Source organism: Microbulbifer okhotskensis (assembly GCF_023895975.1).
Taxonomy (GTDB): domain Bacteria; phylum Pseudomonadota; class Gammaproteobacteria; order Pseudomonadales; family Cellvibrionaceae; genus Microbulbifer; species Microbulbifer okhotskensis.
In genome coordinates this window covers 46,525-68,674 of the sequence record NZ_JALBWM010000002.1, presented here as the reverse complement: position 1 = coordinate 68,674, position 22,150 = coordinate 46,525, and the positions used below count along the sequence as shown (strand labels likewise).

The 22,150-nt window shown below is 51.6% G+C and carries 23 protein-coding genes; 7 read left to right on the top strand and 16 right to left on the bottom strand.

Annotation, left to right across the window (positions count from 1 at the left end):
• Positions 1-50 precede the first annotated feature (50 nt).
• Positions 51-509 carry a sigma D regulator gene (rsd, locus tag MO867_RS00875; RefSeq protein WP_252464045.1) on the top strand — a complete coding sequence of 153 codons (459 nt, stop codon included), beginning with the start codon at positions 51-53 and terminating at the stop codon, positions 507-509.
• A gap of 146 nt (positions 510-655) precedes the next feature.
• Here the strand turns inward: rsd and bamJ are convergent, their stop codons facing one another.
• Positions 656-1,468, bottom strand: a complete 813-nt coding sequence (gene bamJ / locus MO867_RS00870; protein ID WP_252464044.1) for a BamJ family beta-barrel-assembly machinery protein — start codon at positions 1,466-1,468, stop codon at positions 656-658.
• A 459-nt stretch (positions 1,469-1,927) separates the two neighbouring features.
• On the opposite strand from bamJ, the gene MO867_RS00865 reads away from it, so the two are divergent.
• The gene (locus tag MO867_RS00865) at positions 1,928-2,827 is read left to right on the top strand and encodes a prolipoprotein diacylglyceryl transferase (RefSeq protein WP_252464043.1); all 900 of its coding nucleotides are present in this window, start codon (positions 1,928-1,930) and stop codon (positions 2,825-2,827) included.
• Between the two features lie 195 nt (positions 2,828-3,022).
• On the opposite strand, the gene MO867_RS00860 is transcribed toward MO867_RS00865, so the two are convergent.
• Positions 3,023-3,517 carry a TIGR02444 family protein gene (locus tag MO867_RS00860; protein WP_252464042.1) on the bottom strand — a complete coding sequence of 165 codons (495 nt, stop codon included), beginning with the start codon at positions 3,515-3,517 and terminating at the stop codon, positions 3,023-3,025.
• A 108-nt stretch (positions 3,518-3,625) separates the two neighbouring features.
• Here MO867_RS00860 and MO867_RS00855 point away from each other — a divergent pair, with 108 nt between their 5' ends.
• Positions 3,626-5,545, top strand: a complete 1,920-nt coding sequence (locus tag MO867_RS00855) for an ABC-F family ATP-binding cassette domain-containing protein (protein ID WP_252464041.1) — start codon at positions 3,626-3,628, stop codon at positions 5,543-5,545.
• Positions 5,546-5,653: 108 nt separating this feature from the next.
• On the opposite strand, the gene MO867_RS00850 is transcribed toward MO867_RS00855, so the two are convergent.
• The 7 genes from MO867_RS00850 to ftsY form a co-directional block, all read right to left on the bottom strand.
• Positions 5,654-6,583: a thrombospondin type 3 repeat-containing protein gene (locus MO867_RS00850; protein ID WP_252464040.1), complete on the bottom strand. Its 930-nt coding sequence runs from the start codon at positions 6,581-6,583 to the stop codon at positions 5,654-5,656.
• Positions 6,584-7,533: 950 nt separating this feature from the next.
• Positions 7,534-8,301 carry a tRNA (guanosine(46)-N7)-methyltransferase TrmB gene (gene trmB, locus MO867_RS00845; RefSeq protein WP_252464039.1) on the bottom strand — a complete coding sequence of 256 codons (768 nt, stop codon included), beginning with the start codon at positions 8,299-8,301 and terminating at the stop codon, positions 7,534-7,536.
• 87 nt (positions 8,302-8,388) lie between these two features.
• A complete protein-coding gene (locus MO867_RS00840; RefSeq protein WP_252464038.1) occupies positions 8,389-8,766 on the bottom strand; it encodes a DUF423 domain-containing protein in 378 nt (125 codons plus the stop codon).
• 109 nt (positions 8,767-8,875) lie between these two features.
• Positions 8,876-9,730: an RNA polymerase sigma factor RpoH gene (rpoH, locus tag MO867_RS00835; RefSeq protein WP_252464037.1), complete on the bottom strand. Its 855-nt coding sequence runs from the start codon at positions 9,728-9,730 to the stop codon at positions 8,876-8,878.
• Between the two features lie 222 nt (positions 9,731-9,952).
• Complete coding sequence (gene ftsX / locus MO867_RS00830; RefSeq protein WP_252464036.1) at positions 9,953-10,969, bottom strand: permease-like cell division protein FtsX; 1,017 nt, start codon at positions 10,967-10,969, stop codon at positions 9,953-9,955.
• Positions 10,950-11,636, bottom strand: a complete 687-nt coding sequence (gene ftsE / locus MO867_RS00825; RefSeq protein ID WP_252464035.1) for a cell division ATP-binding protein FtsE — start codon at positions 11,634-11,636, stop codon at positions 10,950-10,952. The genes ftsX and ftsE overlap by 20 nt, the downstream gene beginning before the upstream one ends.
• 35 nt (positions 11,637-11,671) lie before the next feature.
• A complete protein-coding gene (ftsY, locus tag MO867_RS00820; protein WP_373565854.1) occupies positions 11,672-12,712 on the bottom strand; it encodes a signal recognition particle-docking protein FtsY in 1,041 nt (346 codons plus the stop codon).
• Positions 12,713-13,094: 382 nt separating this feature from the next.
• Between ftsY and rsmD the strand changes: the two genes are divergently transcribed.
• The 3 genes from rsmD (at position 13,095) to ggt (ending at position 16,040) form a co-directional block, all read left to right on the top strand.
• Positions 13,095-13,676, top strand: coding sequence for a 16S rRNA (guanine(966)-N(2))-methyltransferase RsmD (gene rsmD / locus MO867_RS00815; RefSeq protein ID WP_252464034.1), 582 nt, complete (start codon positions 13,095-13,097; stop codon positions 13,674-13,676).
• Between the two features lie 107 nt (positions 13,677-13,783).
• Positions 13,784-14,260 (top strand): pantetheine-phosphate adenylyltransferase, encoded by a 477-nt coding sequence (gene coaD, locus MO867_RS00810; RefSeq protein WP_252464033.1) that lies wholly within the window; start codon positions 13,784-13,786, stop codon positions 14,258-14,260.
• 61 nt (positions 14,261-14,321) lie between these two features.
• Entirely contained in the window at positions 14,322-16,040 is a 1,719-nt protein-coding gene (gene ggt, locus MO867_RS00805; RefSeq protein ID WP_252464032.1) for a gamma-glutamyltransferase, read from the top strand.
• A gap of 43 nt (positions 16,041-16,083) precedes the next feature.
• Here the strand turns inward: ggt and MO867_RS00800 are convergent, their stop codons facing one another.
• The 7 genes from MO867_RS00800 to radC form a co-directional block, all read right to left on the bottom strand.
• Positions 16,084-17,622: an amidohydrolase gene (locus MO867_RS00800; protein ID WP_252464031.1), complete on the bottom strand. Its 1,539-nt coding sequence runs from the start codon at positions 17,620-17,622 to the stop codon at positions 16,084-16,086.
• 111 nt (positions 17,623-17,733) lie between these two features.
• Complete coding sequence (locus MO867_RS00795; RefSeq protein ID WP_252464030.1) at positions 17,734-18,273, bottom strand: disulfide bond formation protein B; 540 nt, start codon at positions 18,271-18,273, stop codon at positions 17,734-17,736.
• A gap of 14 nt (positions 18,274-18,287) precedes the next feature.
• Complete coding sequence (locus MO867_RS00790; RefSeq protein WP_252464029.1) at positions 18,288-18,440, bottom strand: DUF5993 family protein; 153 nt, start codon at positions 18,438-18,440, stop codon at positions 18,288-18,290.
• A 71-nt stretch (positions 18,441-18,511) separates the two neighbouring features.
• Complete coding sequence (gene mutM / locus MO867_RS00785) at positions 18,512-19,327, bottom strand: bifunctional DNA-formamidopyrimidine glycosylase/DNA-(apurinic or apyrimidinic site) lyase (protein ID WP_252464028.1); 816 nt, start codon at positions 19,325-19,327, stop codon at positions 18,512-18,514.
• Between the two features lie 99 nt (positions 19,328-19,426).
• On the bottom strand, positions 19,427-19,582 hold the full coding sequence (gene rpmG, locus MO867_RS00780) for a 50S ribosomal protein L33 (protein ID WP_020413983.1): 156 nt from the start codon (positions 19,580-19,582) through the stop codon (positions 19,427-19,429).
• Positions 19,583-19,618: 36 nt separating this feature from the next.
• The gene (rpmB, locus tag MO867_RS00775; RefSeq protein ID WP_067083837.1) at positions 19,619-19,855 is read right to left on the bottom strand and encodes a 50S ribosomal protein L28; all 237 of its coding nucleotides are present in this window, start codon (positions 19,853-19,855) and stop codon (positions 19,619-19,621) included.
• Positions 19,856-20,069: 214 nt separating this feature from the next.
• Positions 20,070-20,744: a RadC family protein gene (gene radC / locus MO867_RS00770; RefSeq protein WP_252464027.1), complete on the bottom strand. Its 675-nt coding sequence runs from the start codon at positions 20,742-20,744 to the stop codon at positions 20,070-20,072.
• A 155-nt stretch (positions 20,745-20,899) separates the two neighbouring features.
• On the opposite strand from radC, the gene coaBC reads away from it, so the two are divergent.
• The gene (coaBC, locus tag MO867_RS00765) at positions 20,900-22,105 is read left to right on the top strand and encodes a bifunctional phosphopantothenoylcysteine decarboxylase/phosphopantothenate--cysteine ligase CoaBC (protein WP_252464026.1); all 1,206 of its coding nucleotides are present in this window, start codon (positions 20,900-20,902) and stop codon (positions 22,103-22,105) included.
• Positions 22,106-22,150 lie beyond the last annotated feature (45 nt).

Sequence of the window (22,150 nt, the reverse complement as noted above, 5' to 3'; positions counted from 1 at the left end):
AGCAATAAAGCTGCCCATCGCGGCAACAGTAACCAAAGGACATCTTGGAGATGCTGGAAAATTGTAAATCTGCGCGCGAGCGCTGGGGTGGAGTCAGCGAGATCATTGACCGGTGGCTACAGTCCCGACAAATCCTACTCGTGAGCTATTACCACCTGTCGGAGAAAAAGGCATTTAGTGAAGGCGACACGGAAACCGAAAACCGTGTTCGCCATTTATGCCAGTTGCTGGTCGACTATGTCTCTGCGGGCCACTTTGAGGTATACCAGCAGCTCATACTTGAAGGTCAGGCATTCGATGACAAACAAGGCCTGCAAAAAGCTCGGGAACTCTATCGAAATATCGATGTGACAACTGATGTCGCTGTCGACTTTAATGACAAGTATCAGGAAACCGATGATCTCGCCAGCCTCAATCCAGATCTCTCGCAACTGGGGGAAGCACTGGAATCTCGCTTTAGCTCCGAGGATCGGATGATCGCACTTTTACACACTGCACATAAAAATTAGTGAGCCTGAGCGCGACTTCCGGCTATTCCAGAGAAAGCCCTGCGGCCTTTATTCAATATCTTTTCACCATTGAACATCTCTGATATTTAGCCGCTCATAAAAAAGGCGCCTACAGGCGCCTTTTTTATCAAAAACGGTAATTTAAATTACTCGGTCTTGGGCTCTTCTTTCTTGTCTTCTTTCTTGTCTTCTTTCTTGTCTTCTTTTTTGTCGGAGTCATCACCATCTCCAACGTTGGCTTTGTGCAGTTCCACTTCAAAAATCAAAGTCGCATTAGGGCCGATCTTGCCGCCAGCACCACCGGGGCCATAAGCAAGTTCAGAGGGGATATACAATTCCCATTTAGAGCCTTCTTTCATCAGCTTTAAAGCTTCTGTCCAGCCCTTAATAACACCATTGACCGGAAACTGAACCGGCTCGCCACGGGCGTAGGAGCTATCGAACTCTTCACCATTAATCAGGGTGCCTTTGTAGTCCACCTCTACTGTGCTATTTTCACTGGGCTTACTTCCTGAACCTTCAGTAATCACCTTGTACTGCAGGCCGGAGTCAGTGGTAACTACACCGTCTTTCTTAGCGTTCCCTTCGAGGAAAGTTTTACCTTCCTGCAGGTTTTTATCCGCATTTACCTTAAATTCCTGCTCCTGTTGCGCCAGCATCTCCTGTTGCTTCTTCTGCATCTGCTCCTGGAAGGAGGCAATGGTCTTTTGCTTTTCCTCTTCAGACAAGCGCGGATCGCGGCCACTGGATACATCGTTGAGAGCCATTAACACCACTTGGGGGTCCAGCTTCACATCCTGAGCCTCAAGGCGCTTGGCCATATCTTCGGCAATGATGTAGCTGACCTTCTTCTCCTGAGTGTCCAGGGAAACTTCTTTCTCTTGCTCGGTTCCCTGTTCGTTACAGCCGGTCAGCACCAGGCCAAGGGCAATTGCTGCAGCCAAAGGGTATTTATTCATGGGTGTTGTCTCTTTGTCCGTATTGCGTTTAATGATTCGCGCTTGACCTTGGTCCAACGCCTTGGGCGGCTTCTCTAGCTATCCTGATTTCGGCCATTCGCCACCAGGCACACCTTTTCCGCCAGTGCGCCCAAGTCTAACCCAAGGCGACAGTATGTGCATACCGGTGACGCGCACACTGTGCAGGACACCACATTCCCCCTTCTAGTTCCTGCGGAGGAAACAATAAAAATACAAGCGTTGCACTTTTTTCACCGCTGACGGCATACTTTTTTTTTAAAAACAGCGCTATTATCGACCAGTCGCCGGTTATTGTTCCGGACTGTTTGAGGTGCTTTTCAGTTTTGGGACAATGTACAGTGTGTAGATCCCTGGTTTAAATGCGCCTGTTGCCTATAAATCGGATTACACACACTGTCCGGATGTTCCAATCGATAATAAACGTCAGGACATTTACTCATGGCTGCCAAACGAAAAGCTGTCAATCCGGTCGCAGAACTGGAAACACAAATTTCCAAGCTAACCCTAAAACTGGATAAAGCCCGCCACAAAAAAGTCACCGATGCCGGCAAGGCTGTTTTAAAAACTGGCAAGGCACTAACTTCCGCGAAAGAGAAATCAAACAAGGCCAAAGCCAAACTCGTGGACGCTAGAACTGCAGCCAAGACAAGTAAGACAGCTGCAGCTAAAAAGCGAGTCGAGACTGCCAAGACTAATTTAGAAAAACAAAATGAAGTCCTGCAGCTCGCCAAAGCCGCACAGACCGAAGCCAAAAGCATCGAGTCTCAGGCAAAAGCTCAATTGAAGGCGGCTGCAACGGTTCGTAAGGCCGCTGCAAAAATGGAAAAGCTCCTGGCCAAAACGCAACCCAAAGCCCGTAAAACTACAGTCGTTAAAACTACAGTCGCAACAAAAAATCGCAGTAAGGTAAACCCAGCCACCACTGACAAACCCGTGAAGAAAACCACAGCAAAGAAAGCCGGTGGGAAGAAAGTTGCGGAAAAGAAAACCAGTGCCACAAAGACTCCGGCAAAGACTGCCTCCAAAGCGGTGAAGAAAACTCCCGTGAAAAAGGCGGCCAGCTCCCTCAAGAAAACTCCGGCGAAATCGGTAATCGCCAAGAAGCCAGACACGGCCAAACCCACCCCCCAGGCAAAGGCAAAACCCGCCGACGCAACGCCCAAGCTTGAAGCCTCCAGTAAAGCTGAAGCTCCTGAAAAGCCCAAGGCAGACGACACTGAAATGCTTGCCCAGACTGAACAGGAAAAATCTCAGGAGACTCCTCGCTCAGCACCAACAATAACGCCAAGTACTCCTGCAAACAGCCTATTTTCCACTGAGCATCGCAGCGGCGAATAGTTAAAAGCACCCATGGCGAGGTCCTTGCGGCCTCCCCAAGTTCCAACAAAACATTGCGTAAGACTGGCCGTGGTCAAAAAAACAGCGGCCCAAGGAAGCCCATCGCTTGGAATTGTTTTGAAGCCAACATTCAACACTGTATTACTGGCGACTCCCCAGTGTGCCACGAAGGGCTCAATGACGAGGGGCATCTGGCTAACCCGCAGCTCCGGAATCCGCTAAATAGCTTTCGATCAAGCCCGACCAACGAGCCTGATCTTTTTGCAACAGGCCATATTGCTGCGAAGCAAGCTCCAGTGCAGAGCGATCCCCCAGCCACCCCTCTGCGTATATTTTCCATAAAGCCGCCAGCTGCAGCTGCTCCAGATTCAATTCGTAACGTTTACACAAATCATAAGCGCGCTGGCTGTGAGGCCGCAGATGCCCCAGCCAACGACGTAGATGTCGTACGCTGCTTATCATACGCCTTCGCGGAGCAACACCGCGATCGGCGACCCTCCAGCCCTCCTCACTGATCTGTCGACCACACACAGAGGTATAGCTCGCCCACAACATTAGGCAGACATCGGCGCCTTTCCTGTCCTGGCAGTCGAGTAGGAACTGTTCGACTTCACTGTGTGCATAAAAATCCAGACTGAACTGCCAGAGTGGGTTTTCCTTGCAGGAAGATGGAGGTGAAGTATTTGTCACGTTAGAATCCCGACCCTTTGTTGATCGGCAAAATACCCAGGCCTCGGTCGAGCCTGGGTATGTCGAATAGCCTAGCATTCATCGGCCTGTTCATAAGAGGTTTTTCCAGTGATCAATTTACAAGGGGTTTCTCTGCACCGGGGTGAGCGCGACTTACTGGACAGAGCAGATTGCAGGATCTTTCCAGGCCACAAAGTGGGGATTATCGGTGCCAACGGCTGCGGCAAATCAACTCTGTTCAAGCTATTGTTGGGCCAACTGGAAAGCGATGCCGGGCAGGTAGACCTTCCGGGCACTTGGCGTATCTCGCATATGGCTCAAGAAGTTAATGCGAACGAGCAATCGGCCCTGGACTACGTATTGGACGGCGATAATGAGCTGCGCCTTTTACAAAAACAACTAGTACAGGCCGAAAACTGCGGTGCCACCAATGGCCACAAACTCGCGGAACTCCACGAGCACATGGCCAATATCGATGGCTACAGTGGTCCTGCGCGGGCTGCACAGCTTCTCGATGGGCTGGGTTTCTCCCACGCCGATCAACAGCGCCCAGTGCGCAGTTTCTCCGGTGGATGGCGGATTCGACTCAATCTGGGGCGCGCACTGATGTGCCCCGCAGATCTTCTATTACTGGATGAGCCAACCAACCATTTGGACCTGGATGCCACCCTATGGTTGGAGCAATGGCTACAGCGGTTCGCTGGTACCTTGCTAATTATTTCCCACGATCGCGATTTCCTCGATGCAGTGGTCAGTGGCATTGTCAGTTTTGAACAGCAAAAATTGGTACTGTACAGCGGTAACTACAGTGCATTTGAACGCGCCCGTGCCGAGCGTCTCGCACAGCAGCAAATTGAGTTCGAGAAACAGCAGGCCGAGCGCTCACATATGGAGGATTTTGTGCGGCGCTTTCGCGCTAAAGCCAGCAAGGCAAAGCAAGCGCAAAGCCGCATGAAAGCACTGGACCGCATGGCCCAAATTGCCCCTGCACATGTGGACTCCCCCTTCCACTTTACTCTGCCTTCATCCGAGAAAACTTCCAATCCACTGATTGATCTGCGCGAGGCCGCTATTGGCTATGCCGATAAAGTGATCGTGAAGAAAGTTCAGCTGGGGATTCAACCAGGGCGCCGAATCGGTTTGCTCGGCCCTAACGGGGCTGGCAAGTCTTCCCTGATTAAAACCTTGGCCGGCACTCTCGCACCTCTTAGTGGCGAGCGACAGTGTGGCGAACATCTCGCCATTGGCTATTTTGCACAGCACCAGTTGGAGGCTCTCGACAGCAACGGCTCTGCAATACTGCATCTGCAAAGGCTCAGCCCAAATGCTTCAGAACAGTCGCTGCGTGATTTTCTCGGTGGCTACGGTTTTATTGGCGACCGTATTTTTGAAATGGTGGGCGGTTTTTCCGGTGGTGAGAAAGCCCGCTTGGCCCTGGCATTGCTGGCTTGGCAGAAGCCCAATCTGCTGCTGCTTGATGAACCGACAAACCACCTGGATTTGGAAATGAGGCACTCTTTGACACTGGCACTGGCGGAGTTTCCCGGTGCTGTCATATTGGTTTCCCATGACCGCCACCTGCTCGCAAATACGGTAGATGAGTTTATCCTGGTGGCCGATGGCCGCGCCGAGCCCTATAGCGGTGATCTCGATGACTACAAACAGTGGTTACTGGGCTTTAACCGGGAAAAAAAACGTAGCGAAGAAAAAGTATCAGAGCCTGCTGATTTGGATGAGACACCTTCCGAGGATAAAAAAGCTCAGCGACGGGCTGCTGCCGCATTGCGCGAGCAATTGAAGCCCCTGACCAATAAGCTCAAAAATATTGAGCGTCAGATGTCAGCCTCCGAAGGGCAGTTAACCGAAATACAGGAAAAACTCTCTGACGAGAAACTGTATAGTGGCGGCCAGCAGGATGAAATTGCTCGACTCAACAAAGAACAGGCAGCGCAGCGGGAAAAAATGGAAGAGCTTGAGTTGGAATGGCTGGAGATTTCTGAGAAGCTTGAGGAAATACGCGGGGAGTAACTAGCTCTGCTGCCAGTTTTTACTTTCACCAGCAATTCAATTTTATGCAAGCGGCACCGCCAATGTGCCGCTTGCATTAAGACCTGCAACCACACATCCGTCACACTACTAGCGAATACACCCGTATTCATCCACAGCAATTCCTATCGGCGTATTGGGACATTGATCCAAATAACTGGGCACGCCATCAAAGTCTGTATCCAAAGGACAGCCATCTAACTGCACATCGACACCTACTGGAGTTTGCGGGCACTGATCTGTCGCATCAATAATTCCATCGGCGTCTTCGTCATACCAAAAATCCGGGTATTCAATCCACTGATAGCCGACAGCCAGACTGGCAAACCCATCAACACCGCCCTCTTCAACGCCCTGAAAAAGACGTATATCTGCGCGGGCTTGCCAGCGGGGACCCAGACTATATTTTATGCCGACACCCAAATTAACCATCGTTTGTCGATCATGCCAGTCACAATGATAAGGCGGGTAGGGGTAATAGGGTCCATTCTTCTGGACATAGAATTTTTTGCGGCAGTCGTAAGGATAGGGATAGTCCGGATCGTATGGGTGATCTGGATCATAAGAATATTCAGGATCATCGGGGTCCCAGTATTTTTTATGCCGACGCCTGTCGTAATTAATACGAATCTCCCCGATGCCAAAAGCAATATAGGGTTGCCAACAAAAATTACCGCAAAATTGACCGCCAAATTGATAGAGTAGATCCAGATGATAGTTGTACACATCCACTTTTTCAGGGGTGTCGGCAATATTAACGACGAAATAGTCAACAACGCCTTCCATCGCCCAGTAATTCGTCATATTGAATCCGAAACCGGTACCGACACCTGATGAATCTCGCATTTCAAAACCGCGAAATGGCGTGCCTTTTAGACGATCACCATCAAACCAGTGTTTTCCTCCATTAACGTACAGGTTTAAGGTCCCAACAAAATCTGCACTGGCCTCCAAGGCCACAAAGATAAAGAAAAATAATATGCCATAGGAAATTGAAAGCAATGAGCGACGCTTTCTCATTAGAAACACCGAAATTCCTTTTCGAACCAGCCCCCCAGATTTTTATTAACTTAAATTGCAAAAAACTAAAACTTAACCGATTTATTTTCGTGATTCTTGTACTCTTCTCATTCAATCTAATATTGAATTTCGATCGTAGGCTGGTATTAGCATCATAGACTGGAAACCGAAAAAGTTATCAATAAAGACAGAAGAGATAACCAATACTGGCGCCAGATATAGATAGCGATGTAAGAAATCTAGTTCACCCGGAAAACATTCAGACCACTTGTTACCTGCCAAAAAGGATCAGAAGGTACGCACTAAATTTCAATAGCAGGAGTAACTGGTATCACAAGCCAGCGAGGCCGTCAGCTCAGAACGAATAACTTAATCCAATCATTGAGGACCATAGCGACGTCCCCTTTTCACTCTATAACTATCGTTTCAGCCGCACCGGCTTCAATCTGCATAATATCCCCTCACTACTATACCAAGGGGATACCCGCCCACCACAAAACTGTGGCAGGCCGGGGGCATATTTCTCTGAATGAATAAAATGGCCACTTTGACCCCCGCCTCGACAGTAGTACTTCCAAACAGGTTATCTTAACGACAACCTGGCCTATCTATGAACTCGATAAAAGAAACCACCAATGTATCGAAATTACTACAACACCTCAGGGCCGCGAAGTGGCAGCTATGGCAATACCCCGTCAATTCATTCGACGTTTCTGTATGCGCTACTACGCTGTTACACAGGACAATATCGAATTGCTTGACCAGATAACTTACGAAAACAATACTATCCGTCACCTGAATATGATCGAGGGGAAGCGGCCTAGAAGTACTGGGCGATGAGGTTTTAGATAGTGCTTTGAATTGGCTTTACCATTGGCCCCCCTTTCCCGGTGCCAATGGCCATCACCTACGATTAAACGGAGCGCCTATTCAGCGCGTGGTTCTTCCGCTTAGGCAGTATCATTTTCAGGAGGCGTCAGTACCTGAGGCTGAACCTCGCCAGGCAACCTGCGATACACCAGGTCCCAAACACCATGTCCGAGCTTCTGACCGCGCCGCTCAAACTTGGTTTCAGGGCGCCATTCCGGGCGTGCCACATACTGGCCATCAGTGGCGGTATTCTCCAGCAGCTTTTCTTTCTGTAATACTTCCTGCATATACTCGGCATAGTTCTCCCAGTCTGTGGCCATATGCATCAGCCCACCGGTTTTTAATTTGCTGCAAAGCAAATGTACAAATTCCGATTGCACAATTCGGCGCTTGTGGTGTTTTTTCTTATGCCAAGGGTCGGGGAAATACAACTGAAAACGGTCCAAACATCCATTGCCGATACAATCATTTAAAACATCCACCGCATCAGCCATATAAACACGTAAATTCTTTACGCCGGCCTTAGCAGCACCGTTGATTAGCCGTCCAACACCTGGAGGATGAACTTCAATGCCAATAAAATCTTTGTCTGGCTCAGCTTCAGCCATCGCCAATAGCGAGTCTCCCATTCCAAAGCCAATTTCCAGGGCCAGCGGAGCTTGCCTCCCAAATACTTTCTGACGATCCATCGACCCATCAAACAGAGAGAGGCCGTATTCCCCCCAATAGTTATCAAAAGCTCGGCGCTGTCCCTCTGTCATCCGTCCGGCTCGAATAACATAGCTACGGATAGACTTTTTCTTAAATTCTGTGCGGTAGGGAAAATCTTCCGCAGATTCGTCTTGCATTTTTCGCGACCTCTTATGCGAAACGGTTGGTATCATGCTGTACGTGTCGCTTGTCGACACAACTTGTGCTATCCAGTTTGATGGCGCCTATTTGGAAAAATTTAATGCGGCAATAAACAGCGCAATCCACCCGGCAATCATCAAAGATCCACCGATAGGTGTTATTGGTCCCAGCCAGCGAGGACCACCCAGTGCCAGGGCATAGAGGCTGCCAGAGAAAAGTACAATGCCGGAAACAAAAAGGGCGCCACTCACCGACAACGACAGGCGACTCCCCCAAGTTTGCATTAACAGCGCTATCCCCAGAAGGGCCAGGCTGTGGAATATTTGATACAGAACCCCCGTCTTGTATGCCTCTAATAGATGTTCCGCCACCTGACCGCGCAGACCGTGAGCGCCAAATGCACCGAGTGCAACGCCACTCGCACCGAAAAGTGCAGAGAGCAGAAGATAGAATTTTGCCATCAGCTTCCCTTAATGTTCCCCTTAATTGTGACATGGTATACCAGCAACAATCGGGACAAAAAAAACCGCGCTGTAGCGCGGTTTTTTACCTATCTGCTAATTAGCCGGTTCAGGCTTCCATAGCGACACGTACTTTCTTCATGGCATTTTTTTCCAGCTGGCGAATACGCTCAGCGGAAACACCATATTTGTCGGCAAGCTCATGCAGTGTAGATTTTTCCTCACTGAGCCAGCGAGCTTGAATGATATCGCGGCTGCGATCATCCAGCAGTGCCAACGCACTGGTCAAACTGGTCAGGTTGGTTTCCTGCCAGTTGTCGCGCTCGAGCTGAGCGGCCGGGTCAAAACTGCGGTCTTCCAGATAGTGGGCCGGCGCCTGCCAGGCGGTATCGTCATCGTCATCGACACCCGCATCAAAGGCAGCATCGTGGGCGGCCAGGCGACCCTCCATTTCCTGGACATGGGTAACATCCACATTCAGGTCTTTGGCTACAGCCTTAGCCTCAGCGTGACTCAACCATGCGAGCTTCTTTTTCTGCCCACGCAAGTTGAAAAACAACTTGCGTTGCGCCTTGGTAGTGGCAATTTTAACAATACGCCAATTACGTAGGATAAATTCGTGAATTTCGGCTTTGATCCAGTGCACCGCAAAGGATACCAGGCGCACGCCTTTTTCAGGGTTAAATCGCTTGGCGGCCTTCATCAGGCCCACATTACCCTCCTGAATCAGGTCGGCCTCATTGAGGCCATAGCCAGAGTATGACTTGGCAATATGTACTACAAAGCGCAGGTGTGACATAACCAGCTGGCGTGCAGCATCGAGATTTTCGCGGTAATAGAGGTCTTCTGCCAGGCGTTTTTCCTCTTCCGCAGTCAGCACATCGAAGCCGCTAACGGTTTGGATATAAGCCCCCAGGTTGGCGCCCGGAGACAGCGTGTGCACTGGCTGTAGGCTGGTTCCCATTCAGGTCTCTCCTGTCATTATTAGTCGGCCGGTCCTACCGGCCGCAATCGCCGAATACAGTATCCGACGACAAGCTGGACTCAGTGTAGCACTTGCGCGAGCAGATGAGAAAGCCCGCCAACAACTGCCGTATTCTGTTGTATTTCGCGGAATTAGAGGGCTTATCGGCACCTCGGGTTCCCTATTCAGACACTCTTTACTCTTCTTCACCAGACCGCTCGGTCAGCGCGGTTCTATCTCATGGGTATGGCGTGCTACCGCAAGCCAGGCACCCAAAAGCCCCAACAGAGAAGCTCCCAAGCTCAACTGCAGCAAATAGCGCGCCCCTGGGCTGCTCAATTCAAAGCTGCTGCCATAGCTCGACGACAGCGCCTCTATCGGCCCGGACAGCATCGCCACGCCACTCGCCAAGAGTACCCAGGCGAGAAACCCGCCGAACAGGCCATAACAAATACCGCTGTAGAGGAATGGTCGACGCACAAATGCATTAGTCCCCCCCACAAGCTTCACCACCAGAATTTCCTCCCGGCGGCTTTCGATATGCAGACGTATGGTATTGATCACCACTAATACCACGCCCAATGCCAACAGCAGGGCCAAGCCCGCAGAAAAACGCTGACCTAGTTCAGTGAGCTGGGCCAGTCGCTGGACCCAGGCCAGATCCAATACCACGGAATCTGTCAGAGCCTGAGCCCTCAGGCTCTCCACCAATTGCTGTAATTTCTCCCCGTTTTTCGCATCCCGTGGGCGCAGCAGTAATACGGCCGGTAGAGGATTGGCTCCGAGGCCAACCAGAACATCGCCAAGGCCGGAAGCCTGCTCAAACTCCGCCAAGGCATCCTCGGGCGAAACGTAGGTTACCTCCGCAATTGCCGAGTCACTGCGCAATCTTTCGGCAAGAGCGCTAACCGCCGTATCCGTTGCTTCCTTGTGCAGGAATACAGAAATTTGCGGTTGCCCGTCCCAACCCGCCACCGCGCGTTGAAAATTCAGCAGCCCCAACTGCAGTGCAGCCGGCAGGGCCAGTGCAATGGCAATAACCAGAGCCGTCATCACACTCGCCATCGGCGTGGCAAAAAAACGGCGTACAGAATCTGCAGCCACTTCGCGGTGGTGCCCCAACCAACTGTGCGATCTATCGGCAAACCCTGTGCGCGCGATTACCGCGCCGGTACTGCGCGCACGCTTGTCGGCGGCGGGGTTGGACTGCCGCCGCACCTTAGCTTGGGAGTACTTCACGACTTGGGACTCCATCGTAAATCAACTGACCACTCTGTAGCGTTAGTACCCGGCGGCGCATTCGCGCAACCAATTCCAGATCGTGGCTCGCCACCAGCACAGTAACACCCACAGCATTGAAATCTGTGAACAACTCCATAATCTCCTGGGAGAGCTTCGGGTCCAGATTACCCGTCGGTTCATCCGCTACCAATATCGCTGGCTTGTTCACAACGGCACGGGCAATCCCCACCCGCTGCTGTTCGCCACCAGACAACATAATGGGATTCTGCTTTTCTTTGTTCAGCAAACCGACTTTATCCAGTGCGGCGCGTACCCGGCGTCCCACCTCGCGCTTATTGCACCCCGCCACAGACAAAGGCAGGGCAATATTGTCATAGACACTTCGGTCAAACAGCAATTGATGGTTTTGGAAAACGATTCCCAGGTTGCGGCGATAATAGGGGACCTGGCCGTTGCGCAGGCGATTGAGGTTTTGACCTGCGACAAGAATACTGCCTTTAGTAGGGCGCTCAATGGCAGTAAGCAGTCTTAGCAGGGTACTTTTTCCAGCACCGGAGTGCCCGGTGAGGAATACCATATCACCGCTGGGAATTTCCAGGCTGACCCGCACCAGGGCATCCTGCCCCGATGCGTAACGCTTATTCACATTATCGAAAGTGATCACTGTTTTTTTCTTGTTGTTATTTCTTGGACTGGCTGTCAGGCAATATCGCGGCCAAACAGAGCCGATACGAACTCTCGGGCGCTAAATGGCTGAAGGTCTTCCGCCTGCTCTCCCACACCGATAAACCGCACGGGAATACCGAAACGTCGCGCCAGGGCGAAGATCACTCCGCCTTTAGCAGTGCCGTCCAACTTGGTGAGTACCAAGCCGGTAACACCCGCCGACTCGCGAAACTGGGAAGTCTGGTTGATAGCATTTTGGCCTGTACCTGCATCTAGCACCAACAGCACCTCGTGCGGGGCGCTAGGGTCGAGCTTACCCATAACCCGACGCACCTTAGTCAACTCCTCCATCAAATTCGACTTGGTATGCAGACGCCCGGCAGTATCGGCGATCACCACATCGATACCGCGCGCCTGGGCGGATTGAACCGCATCAAAAATCACCGAGGCACTATCGGCACCCGTATGCTGGGCTACGACTGGGACCTCGTGACGCTGCCCCCAAACTTGCAATTGCTCCACCGCCGCTGCACGGAAAGTATCACCCGCAGCCAGCATGATCGATTTGCCCTCACCCAGGAAGCGATGGGCCAGCTTGCCGATCGTGGTGGTTTTGCCCACGCCGTTAACCCCAACCACGAGAATGACATAAGGCTTTTTGCTGATATCAATTTCCAAGGAGGAATCGACGCTGGTGAGCAGGTCAGCCAACTCCTGTTGCAGCGCTTTGTAAAGTGCATCACCATTGGCAAGTTCGCGACGCGATACTCGCTCTGTCAGCCGCTCGACGATCTCACTGGTAGCTTCAACTCCGACATCTGCCATCAACAGCTGTGTTTCCAGCTCTTCCAGCAAGTCCTCATCAATTTCCTTGGCGCCCAAGAATAGGTTGCCCATACCCTCGGCAAATTGGTTACTGGTCCGGCTCAGGCCACGTCGAATACGCGCGAAGAAACCTTCTTTCTTTTTTTTCGTCGGCTTATCTTGCTCTAACGCAGAGGGTTTTGGTGCCGGCTCAGGCTGTACAATCGCGGGCTCAGCTGCCGTTTGTTGCTCGCGCTCAACGAGAACCACTGGGACCTCAGGCTCTGTAACCGCTGGCTCGACCTCACCAGCGAGGCCAGCGTGCTGTGCCCAATCGCGACTCTCCCCGGCGGTCTCTGGTGCTTGGCGACTTAGCTCACGATCCAATACCGCTGGTTCATTCACCAGAACGGACAGGTTTTTGTCCTCAGTGAGCGTGGCTTGACCAAAAGTTGAGGGCTCTAAACTCTGCGCCGATGATTCCTCTTCAGGTGCAGTTGTGGCCTCGGCCGGTGGGTGCTGGGGCTCACTTTGTTCGGGCTTACGTTTCTTTTTTTTGCGCAGAAAGTCAAAAATCATTCGTTTATCCGGATGTACCGCTAGCAGAAAGACGCTAATCTTAGCATCGCTAAGCCCCCAGTAGAGAGTAACCTTGGCCAGAAGTTTATCGCGAAAGCATACCCCGCAAATCCTTTCACAGTTGCGCATCATTGGCGGGCAATGGCGTGGACGCAAATTACAGTTTGCTCCCGTGGAGGGATTGAGACCCACTGGTGATCGACTGCGGGAGACCCTATTCAATTGGCTGCAGTTTGATCTGCACGGCGCCCATTGCCTGGATCTCTTTGCCGGCTCCGGTGCCCTGGGCCTGGAGGCCTTATCTCGCGGGGCACGTTCTGTCGATTTTGTGGAGCTGAATACCCACGCAGCCCGAACTCTGACAGAGCAACTGAAATTTCTCGGTGCTGAAGGGGCTCTGGTGCACAATACCAAGGCCTACGACTTTCTCGGAAGCGGTGATAAAAAATATGACATTGTATTTGTCGACCCTCCCTTTGCCGACGATCTCTGGCAGGAGAGCCTGGACACATTGAGCGCCCGCCTTGCACCGGGGGCACTGATTTACGTAGAGACACCGCGGAACACGGTGCCATCAGTGCTAACCAGCTGGTATTTGGAGAAAGAAAAGGGGGCGGGTCGGGTGTGCATGCGGCTCTACCGCCATGCCGAGTAAACCTGCAACGGTCGCGGGAAATAGGTTACTGAGCAGATTCGGTTTTGACCTTAGCCGTAAATTGTTTACCATTCGCATCCCATTCGGCCCGCATTAAGCCTTGGCGTATGAAAAAAGTCGTCTATCCCGGAACCTTCGATCCCATCACCAATGGCCACTTGGACTTGGTACAACGGGCATGTCGCCTGTTTGACCACGTTATCGTGGCTGTGGCGGCCAGCAACCGCAAAAACCCCCTGTTCACCTTGGATGAGCGGGTGGAACTGTCGCAAAAAGTTCTCGGCCACTTGCCCAATGTCGAGGTCATTGGCTTCGACATACTGCTCGCCGATCTGGTGCGCCAGGTGGACGCCTATGGCGTACTGCGTGGTCTGCGCGCAGTATCTGACTTCGAGTACGAGTTCCAACTGGCCAATATGAATCGCCAGTTAGCCCCGAATATGGAAAGCCTGTTTCTGACACCGGCAGAACATCTGTCCTACATTTCCTCTTCATTAGTGCGTGAAATCGCTTCTCTTGGCGGTGATGTGGCTAAGTTTGTTCCAGCTGAAGTGCAAAGTGCACTGGAAGAGAAATTCCGCTAAACCGGAATTTGGTTATTTCTGATACACTCGAGCGGTTTTTTCCACAATCCGCGGGTGTTACGTGCGCCATTTTCTCTTCGCCTTTGCACTTATTCTGAGCCCCGTCTTTGCCGACGAGCCGCAACCGGAAATTGACACTGGGCGCAGTGCTGTCAAGTCTTCGACGGCCAGCTTCTACATGGCAGTCACTGCCAATCCCCACGCCAGCCGCACCGCCGAGCAGATCCTCGCCAGAGGAGGCACTGCCGTCGATGCCGCGATCGCCGCGCAGATGGTACTTGGGCTGGTAGAGCCCCAGTCATCCGGGATTGGCGGTGGCGCATTTATGCTGAGCTATGACGCCACCCAAGAGAAGCTCCGCTATTACGATGGCCGTGAAACTGCCCCCGCTCAAGTCGATGAAAATTACTTTATTCGCGACAACAAGCCGCGCTCGTTTGTCGAGGCGGTGATTGGCGGCTACTCGGTGGGTGTCCCCGGTGTTATTCGAATGCTGGAAATGGCACATCAGCGCGACGGCAAGCTGCCCTGGGAACAGCTGTTTCAGCCGGCAATTCACCTGGCTGAATCCGGTTTTGAAATATCTCCTCGCCTGCACCAGCTCCTGCTGCGTATGCCAAAGGTCGCTGCCCGGCCGACCATCGCCAGCTACTTTTTCAACAGTAACGGCGAGCCACTGGCAATAGGGCACCGCTTAAAGAACCCCGCCTATGCAGAGACCCTGAACGCCATCGCCAAAGGGGGCGCAGATGCCTTCTATCACGGCGATATCGCCAAGGCGATTGTCAAAGCCGTCCGCTACGATAATGCCAATCCAGGCCAACTCAGCCTGGAAGATATGGCCGGTTACCGCGCCAAAGAGCGCGACCCTCTGTGTTCCGCCTTCCTGGAATATCGCGTGTGCGGTGCCGACGCCCCCTCTTCAGGCGGCACCACAGTCGGCGGCATCTTAGGAATGCTGCAACAGTTCCCTCTGGATCGCTTTGAACCCGGCAGCGATCTGCTAACTCACTTATTTGTCGAGGCCTCTGAACTCGCATTTGCTGATCGCAATACTTATTCCGGCGATGCGGACTTTGTTAGAGTTCCCAGTAAGTCATTGATATCAAAGGATTATTTGGCTGAGCGCGCCCAGTTGATTGACCCCGATGTCGCCACCGAGGCCACTCCAGGCAGACCCACTGAATTCGCCGCCGAGCGGGTAATGGCCCAGTCGCCGGAATTGCCTAATACCAGCCACCTTGTGATTGTTGATCGCTACGGCAATGGTATCAGCATGACCAGCAGTATCGAAACCGGGTTTGGTTCTCGCCTTATGGTGAAGGGGTTCCTGCTCAACAACCAACTCACCGATTTCTCCTTCACACCAAAGAACGACAATGGTGAACGTGTCGCCAACCGCATTCAAGCGGGCAAGCGACCGCGCTCTTCCATGTCTCCCACTATCGTGTTCAACAAAGATGGCAGTATGCGCCTTCTAGTGGGGTCTCCGGGTGGCTCCCGCATTATTGATTACACTGCTCGCACCATTCTCTACCACCTCGGCTTAAATATGCCGATTGCCGAAGCTATCTCTGCCGGCAATATCGGTGCTATCGGTAGAAGCGTTGAATTGGAGCCAGGTTTCTTCAGTCGCGATACTATCGAAAAACTTGAGGGGCGCGGACACCAGGTCGTTGAGCGAGGCCTCAACAGTGGTATTCATGCGATCGCCTTGCAGCACAACAAACTCTACGGTGGTGCTGACCCCCGCCGTGAAGGCAGTGCTCAGGGTCGCTAAATTTGGAACCCGAGAGACTCAAAAGTGCCTCGGGTTCCATCCTTCAGTGGTTGCGATCGAATACCTGCCTGCCCTTATAGTAAGTCTGTAGTACTCGGGTCGAACCAATATCCCGCTGCGGGATCTCGAATAAGTTTTTATCCAATACAATAAAATCTGCCCATTTGCCCACTTCTAGGCTACCGGTATCCCCCTCCAAATGATTCGTAACAGCACCAGCTAAGGTGAACATCTCAATCATTACCGCCAGTGGTATCTTGTTCGCGACACCGTTATGAATATTTTGAAGAGGTGCAACCTGTCTCCCAGCAATAAATACGGCATCCATAACGCCGGTCATTTGTGGAAAGTGAAGCTTTATACTCTTATCGAGAAACATCTCTTTTAAGGTTTTCCATTTCTCTATAAACGCTCTTTTTAATGAGTTAACCGAACCCACCTGCATCGAAAGGAGTACAACCGGTTCGATGCCGGTGGAGTCCTGTAATGCAGCTAAAAGGGGTTTAAAATCCGTATTACTGCCTGCATCCAAATGAACCTGGAAATTATGCATATTGGCTTGCGTAACTACTTGGGATAGTAGTGTCCCTCCCCCTTTCAATTCCTGTTGGTTTTCTGACATGAATTTATTCGGACTCAGCCTGATTGAGTTTATTTTAAAATCATCTCCAGAATATTTTTCCGCGATCTTTTTTAATTCATCTATTTTTTCAGCAGTTACATTCAGGGTTACCTTAAATGAACCACGAATACGTAGATTTAAATTTTCTGCTGGGGCAACTGAGCCATAACCCAAAATGTATTTAGCCAGATTTTGGGTCGGCATAATGGCCTGATAAAATGTGGTTACCCCTCTTTCTGCAGCGAGATCTCTGATCGCTGAAATACTAGCGGAGGGACTATCGGAATTTTTATTCGGTATCAACCGGGAAAAAATATCTACTGTTTCTCCGCCATGGAACACGCCGATAGGCAGTCCATCTTCATCTTTTTCAATTATTCCTCCAGACGTGAAATTGGAATTCATATTGATCCCCGCTGCCGCAACCCCCTCAGAATTAGTCCACACACTAGTACTGTCAGCAGAGAATAAAATAATGGGTATCAAATCACTAATTTGATCCAGGATCGCTTTATGAGGGCTACTTGGCTTAAACACTTGATGCCGCCACCCGGTACCAGCAATTACTTGTTGATCGGGATTACTCTGTATGTAATCACGGATCTTAGCTTGGTAAGCTTCGACTGACCTACCCGATGATAAATCCAGGGCGCCATGGATACTCGCATCAGGCGTTTGCTGGATAAAACCTGGTAGTACCATTTTCCCATTTAGATCTTTAACCTGTGTTTGCGGCCCCACAAATGCATTGATTTCACGGTCTGTACCAATAGAGACAATACGCCCATTACAGATAGCCATTGCTGAAGCAATATTTCTGGATGGGTCAACGGTGTATATAAAGGCATTTTTTAATACAAGCTGAGCTGGGGTACTATGGGAAAAAACTTTATCCTGAGAGTTTTCACCCTGACTACAAGCCATCAGCAACAGACAGATTAGGGTGCAGACCAACCGCATAGTGTCACCTCACAATTGTTCGAAAAATTGCTTCTGAGAGAACCGGGGTTATTAATGAATTAGCTATTAGCAGGTAAAGCATAGGAAACCTTGATACCTCGCGGGTTAAATTCAATTCCACAGCCAGTGGTAACTGAATGCCCCACTGCTACATGGACCCACGCCACACTCAATGACTACCGCTATTAAGTTAGCCAGCACTATCGTGAAAAAGATATACACAATGCACTTTTCTGGAAAACTGAAATCCCGAGTAACGAAGTTACGCCACCTAAATCCCAGTACTAATATGACACCAGAATAAATGAGCAGAGCAAAGAAAATTAGTGCAGACCAGGTATATAAATGCAATCCGAATACTGGATTTCCGTAGCCTGGATTGTCCGGCATTATGTGTAGAAGTATCTGCCTGACGGATACCACTAAGCCAGAGAGACTGGAAAGAGTCACAATACCGTAGTGTTCCGGGCGCAGATTGAAACGTAAATTCATCATCAAGCCCACGCCCGCCATTGTAAAAGCGACGCGCTGTAAAAGGCACAATGGGCAGGGAATCTGATGTTCAACCAACTCCACCAGAAAGGCTATCCAGAGAATAACAGTAATTGCCAGTAGCGCTAAGCTGTCGAGCTTCCGCACCGTGAACACCATAGTGACATCGCCCCCTAGAAAGAAAGGTTCAGCTCCCTTGTCATATGATAGCCATACCAAGCGATGTAGATCAGCACCGTTACCAACCACCAACCCATCGCGGCGCGGCGCCGACCATTCCATACGGCCCAAACCGTCAGGGCAGCCGTGAGAAAGGGCAATATCATGACCACTGGTGAACTCCTTATCGACAATACGGTGATATTAGTATTGCCTGAAAGTATTCCCCAGGAATGATTTAACGCTGGCAGCTAGAGCAGAAGAAGGTATTTCTCTGTCCCAGTACCATATCTCGCACTGCGCGTCCGCAGGAGGGGCAGGCCTCACCCGTACGCCCATAGACACTCAGTTGCTGAGCAAAGTAACCCGGCTTGCCATCACCGCCGATAAAATCTCGCAATGTGGTCCCGCCCTGGGCAATTGCCTGTTGTAAAATTTGTTTGATGGCCACCGCCAGACGCTGATAGCGGGCGCGAGAAATGGATCCCGCTTCCCGATCTGGACGGATACCAGCCTGGAACAGAGATTCACTCGCGTAGATATTGCCTACCCCAACGACGATACGGCCATCCATAATAAAGGTTTTTACCGACAGCTTGCGCTTGCGTGAGCTAGCGAAGAGGTAGTCACCATCGAACGCTTCCGAAAGTGGTTCCGGACCCAAATGACTGAGCAGTTCGTGAGCTAGGGGGTCGGCCACTGTCCATAACAAGGCACCGAAGCGACGTGGGTCTCGGTAGCGCAGCTTGAGGCCACTGTCCAATCGCCAGTCAATGTGGTCATGTTTTTCCGGTGCCACCCCAGTCTCGACCAAACGCAAGCTGCCAGACATCCCCAGATGCCAAATCGCGCAGCCCTTATCAGTATGTACTAGAAGATATTTTGCCCGGCGCTCCAGTTTCAATATCCGGGCATTTCGGATGTACCGTGTAAAACCCGGCTCTACCGGCCAGCGCAACTGATGCTGGCGCACTTGAGCGGCGCGTACTTTACGGCCTTCCAGGTGAGGTCGCAGGCCGCGAAGGGTGGTTTCTACTTCCGGGAGCTCAGGCATCTTCTGTTGTTACCACATGGAAACTGACAGCTAACTTTCTACGATACACAAAAAAGCCCGGCAATAAGCCGGGCTTTTTTGTACAGTAACGGTTGGCAATTACTTAATTTTGCCTTCCTTGTACATTACATGCTTACGAACAACGGGATCGTATTTTTTGATCTCCATTTTTTCGGGCATATTACGCTTGTTCTTGGTAGTGGTGTAGAAATGACCAGTACCAGCGCTGGAATTCAGACGAATCTTCTCACGCATTGCTCTATCTCCAATCTGTTAGCTGGGTACAGCCAGTTACACTTTTTCGCCGCGCGCGCGCAGCTCACTCAGAACGGTATCAATACCTTTCTTATCGATCACGCGCATTCCTTTGGCGGATACACGCAGCTTCACGAAACGCTTCTCGGACTCAACCCAGAAGCGGTGGCTGTGCAGATTCGGCACAAAGCGACGCTTGGTGCGGTTTTTAGCGTGGGATACATTGTTTCCGGTGACCGGACGCTTACCGGTTACCTGACATACCTTAGACATCTGTTGGCCTCTTCAAAACGCTTGTTCTCACACCGGCCCTCTATTTCTGAGAAAGGACGGCGCGGGAACATATAAATCGGGATTCTAATCCGGTTCCTGGATGGCGGCGGAACCTGTTCAGAATCTGGCCCGGCCGCAAAGAGCGGCGTTTTATACCAAAAGAGCCCCTGGGGAGCAAGTTTTGTACAACATTTCATCGCCAAGAATGGCACCTTTACAGCAATCCCTGCTCAGCAAAGGATAATGCCCTGCCCTCACCGACGATCAGATGGTCCAATATCTTGATATCCACCAACTCAAGCGCCTGTGTCAGTCGTTCGGTAATCCAGATATCTGCCTGACTGGGCTCACTGACTCCAGATGGGTGGTTATGTGCAAGAATAACTGCAGCGGCCCCTTTTAACAGTGCCTGTTGCACCACTTCGCGGGGATAGACATTCGCTGCGTTTAAAGTCCCTTCAAACAACTCCTCGAAAGCGATCACACGGTGCTGGTTGTCCAGGTAGAGACAACAGAACACCTCCCTGCGGCGATGCCGCAATTGGATCGCCAGATAGTCCCTGACCGCACCCGGGCTACACAGCGCGCTACCGTGCTGTATGGTTTCCGCTAGGTGTCTCTTCGCCATCTCCAGAGTCGCCTGCAGCTGGGCAAACTTGGCGTCTCCAAGGCCGCGGGCACGGCAAAAACACTCTCGATCTGCCTCCAACAGCGCCCGCAAGCCACCAAAGTCATTAAGTAGGCCCCTGGCCAGATCCACCGCAGAGACCCCCGGTAACCCAACCCGTAAAAAAATTGCTAATAACTCTGCATCCGACAGAGCATCGGCGCCCCGCTCTAACAACTTCTCCCGCGGTCTCTCGCCCGCAGGCCAGTCCTTTATTTTCATTTTTCAGCCCAGTCTGTTTGTGACTCACCCGTTTCCGGCATGGGTCCACGCAACCTCTTTTCCATGCTGTATCGGTGAAGCGATAGCGCCGCCTTATAAGAAGCGACACATAAATGCTAATCTTACCCGTTCGCACCAATTCGGAAACAATCCCTATGTCCTCTCTGGCTGACAAACGCATACTTTTAGGTATTAGCGGTGGTATTGCCGCCTATAAAAGTGCCGACTTGGTCCGCCGCCTCAAGGAGCGCGGTGCAGACGTCAGGGTGGTGATGAGCGCCGGTGCACGAGAGTTTGTGCAGCCGCTGACCTACCAAGCCCTATCCGGCAACCCGGTACACACTGATTTGCTGGACCCCTCAGCCGAAGCAGCCATGGGGCATATTGAACTGGCCAAATGGGCCAATTTGATCCTTATCGCCCCGGCGAGCGCCCAGGTTATGGCAAAGCTGGCCTGTGGTATGGCTGACGATCTGCTGACAACCCTGTGCCTGGCCAGCGAGGCACCCCTGGCTTTGGCCCCTGCGATGAACCAAGCTATGTGGCGCCACGGCGCCACGGCAGCTAATGCGAGAACCCTGAAAGGTCGCGGAGTGCTGTTTTGGGGACCCGGAGCCGGCAGTCAGGCTTGTGGCGATGTAGGCCCTGGAAGAATGCTGGAGCCGGAACTGCTGGCGGAACAAACCGAGGCGCTATTCACTTACAGCTCCGCGCTGCAAGGGCGCAAAGTCGTGATCACTGCTGGGCCGACCAGAGAAGCGATTGATCCCGTGCGATTTCTCAGCAATCACAGCTCTGGCAAAATGGGGTTTGCCTTGGCTGCGGCAGCCCAAAGTGCCGGCGCAAACGTCACTCTGATCGCCGGCCCGGTCAATCTGGATACGCCGCCTCAGGTGGAGCGGATCAATGTTATTAGCGCACAAGACATGTACGAAGCTGCAGAGCGTGCCGCAGACCATTGCGATATTTTCATCAGTGCCGCAGCTGTCGCTGACTTTCGCCCGGTCCAGGCCGCCGAGCAAAAGATCAAAAAGAAAAACGGGCAGGATGATGCCGCGATCGCTCTGATCAAGAATCCTGATATCGTCGCCGCCATTGCTGCACGCACCGAGCTGCGGCCATTCACAGTCGGATTTGCCGCTGAAACAGAGCAACTGCAAGCTCACGCGCAGAATAAACTACAGCGAAAAAATCTCGACATGATTATTGCCAATGACGTAAGCCTGCCTGACTCGGGCTTTAACAGCGATCACAATGCGGTCCTGGTCATAGATTCCGACGGCTGTGAGCGACTGGCCCCGGCTCTGAAAACCAATCTGGCCCGACAACTTATCGACCTCATTGCCTCCAAGGCTCTGTGACAATATTTATCTATAAAACGGGGATACCTGTGGTCTCCAACAACG

What these genes read in the sequence shown, in the direction of transcription:
- mutM (WP_252464028.1), bottom strand. Translation starts at nt 19,327, where the DNA reads ATGCCTGAGCTCCCGGAAGTAGAAACCACCCTTCGCGGCCTGCGACCT.
- rsd (WP_252464045.1), top strand. Translation starts at nt 51, where the DNA reads ATGCTGGAAAATTGTAAATCTGCGCGCGAGCGCTGGGGTGGAGTCAGC.
- bamJ (WP_252464044.1), bottom strand. Translation starts at nt 1,468, where the DNA reads ATGAATAAATACCCTTTGGCTGCAGCAATTGCCCTTGGCCTGGTGCTG.
- MO867_RS00865 (WP_252464043.1), top strand. Translation starts at nt 1,928, where the DNA reads ATGGCTGCCAAACGAAAAGCTGTCAATCCGGTCGCAGAACTGGAAACA.
- MO867_RS00800 (WP_252464031.1), bottom strand. Translation starts at nt 17,622, where the DNA reads ATGCGGTTGGTCTGCACCCTAATCTGTCTGTTGCTGATGGCTTGTAGT.
- trmB (WP_252464039.1), bottom strand. Translation starts at nt 8,301, where the DNA reads ATGCAAGACGAATCTGCGGAAGATTTTCCCTACCGCACAGAATTTAAG.
- MO867_RS00790 (WP_252464029.1), bottom strand. Translation starts at nt 18,440, where the DNA reads ATGATATTGCCCTTTCTCACGGCTGCCCTGACGGTTTGGGCCGTATGG.
- coaD (WP_252464033.1), top strand. Translation starts at nt 13,784, where the DNA reads ATGAAAAAAGTCGTCTATCCCGGAACCTTCGATCCCATCACCAATGGC.
- radC (WP_252464027.1), bottom strand. Translation starts at nt 20,744, where the DNA reads ATGAAAATAAAGGACTGGCCTGCGGGCGAGAGACCGCGGGAGAAGTTG.
- rpmG (WP_020413983.1), bottom strand. Translation starts at nt 19,582, where the DNA reads ATGCGTGAGAAGATTCGTCTGAATTCCAGCGCTGGTACTGGTCATTTC.
- rpmB (WP_067083837.1), bottom strand. Translation starts at nt 19,855, where the DNA reads ATGTCTAAGGTATGTCAGGTAACCGGTAAGCGTCCGGTCACCGGAAAC.
- MO867_RS00795 (WP_252464030.1), bottom strand. Translation starts at nt 18,273, where the DNA reads ATGGTGTTCACGGTGCGGAAGCTCGACAGCTTAGCGCTACTGGCAATT.
- MO867_RS00850 (WP_252464040.1), bottom strand. Translation starts at nt 6,583, where the DNA reads ATGAGAAAGCGTCGCTCATTGCTTTCAATTTCCTATGGCATATTATTT.
- coaBC (WP_252464026.1), top strand. Translation starts at nt 20,900, where the DNA reads ATGTCCTCTCTGGCTGACAAACGCATACTTTTAGGTATTAGCGGTGGT.
- MO867_RS00840 (WP_252464038.1), bottom strand. Translation starts at nt 8,766, where the DNA reads ATGGCAAAATTCTATCTTCTGCTCTCTGCACTTTTCGGTGCGAGTGGC.
- rpoH (WP_252464037.1), bottom strand. Translation starts at nt 9,730, where the DNA reads ATGGGAACCAGCCTACAGCCAGTGCACACGCTGTCTCCGGGCGCCAAC.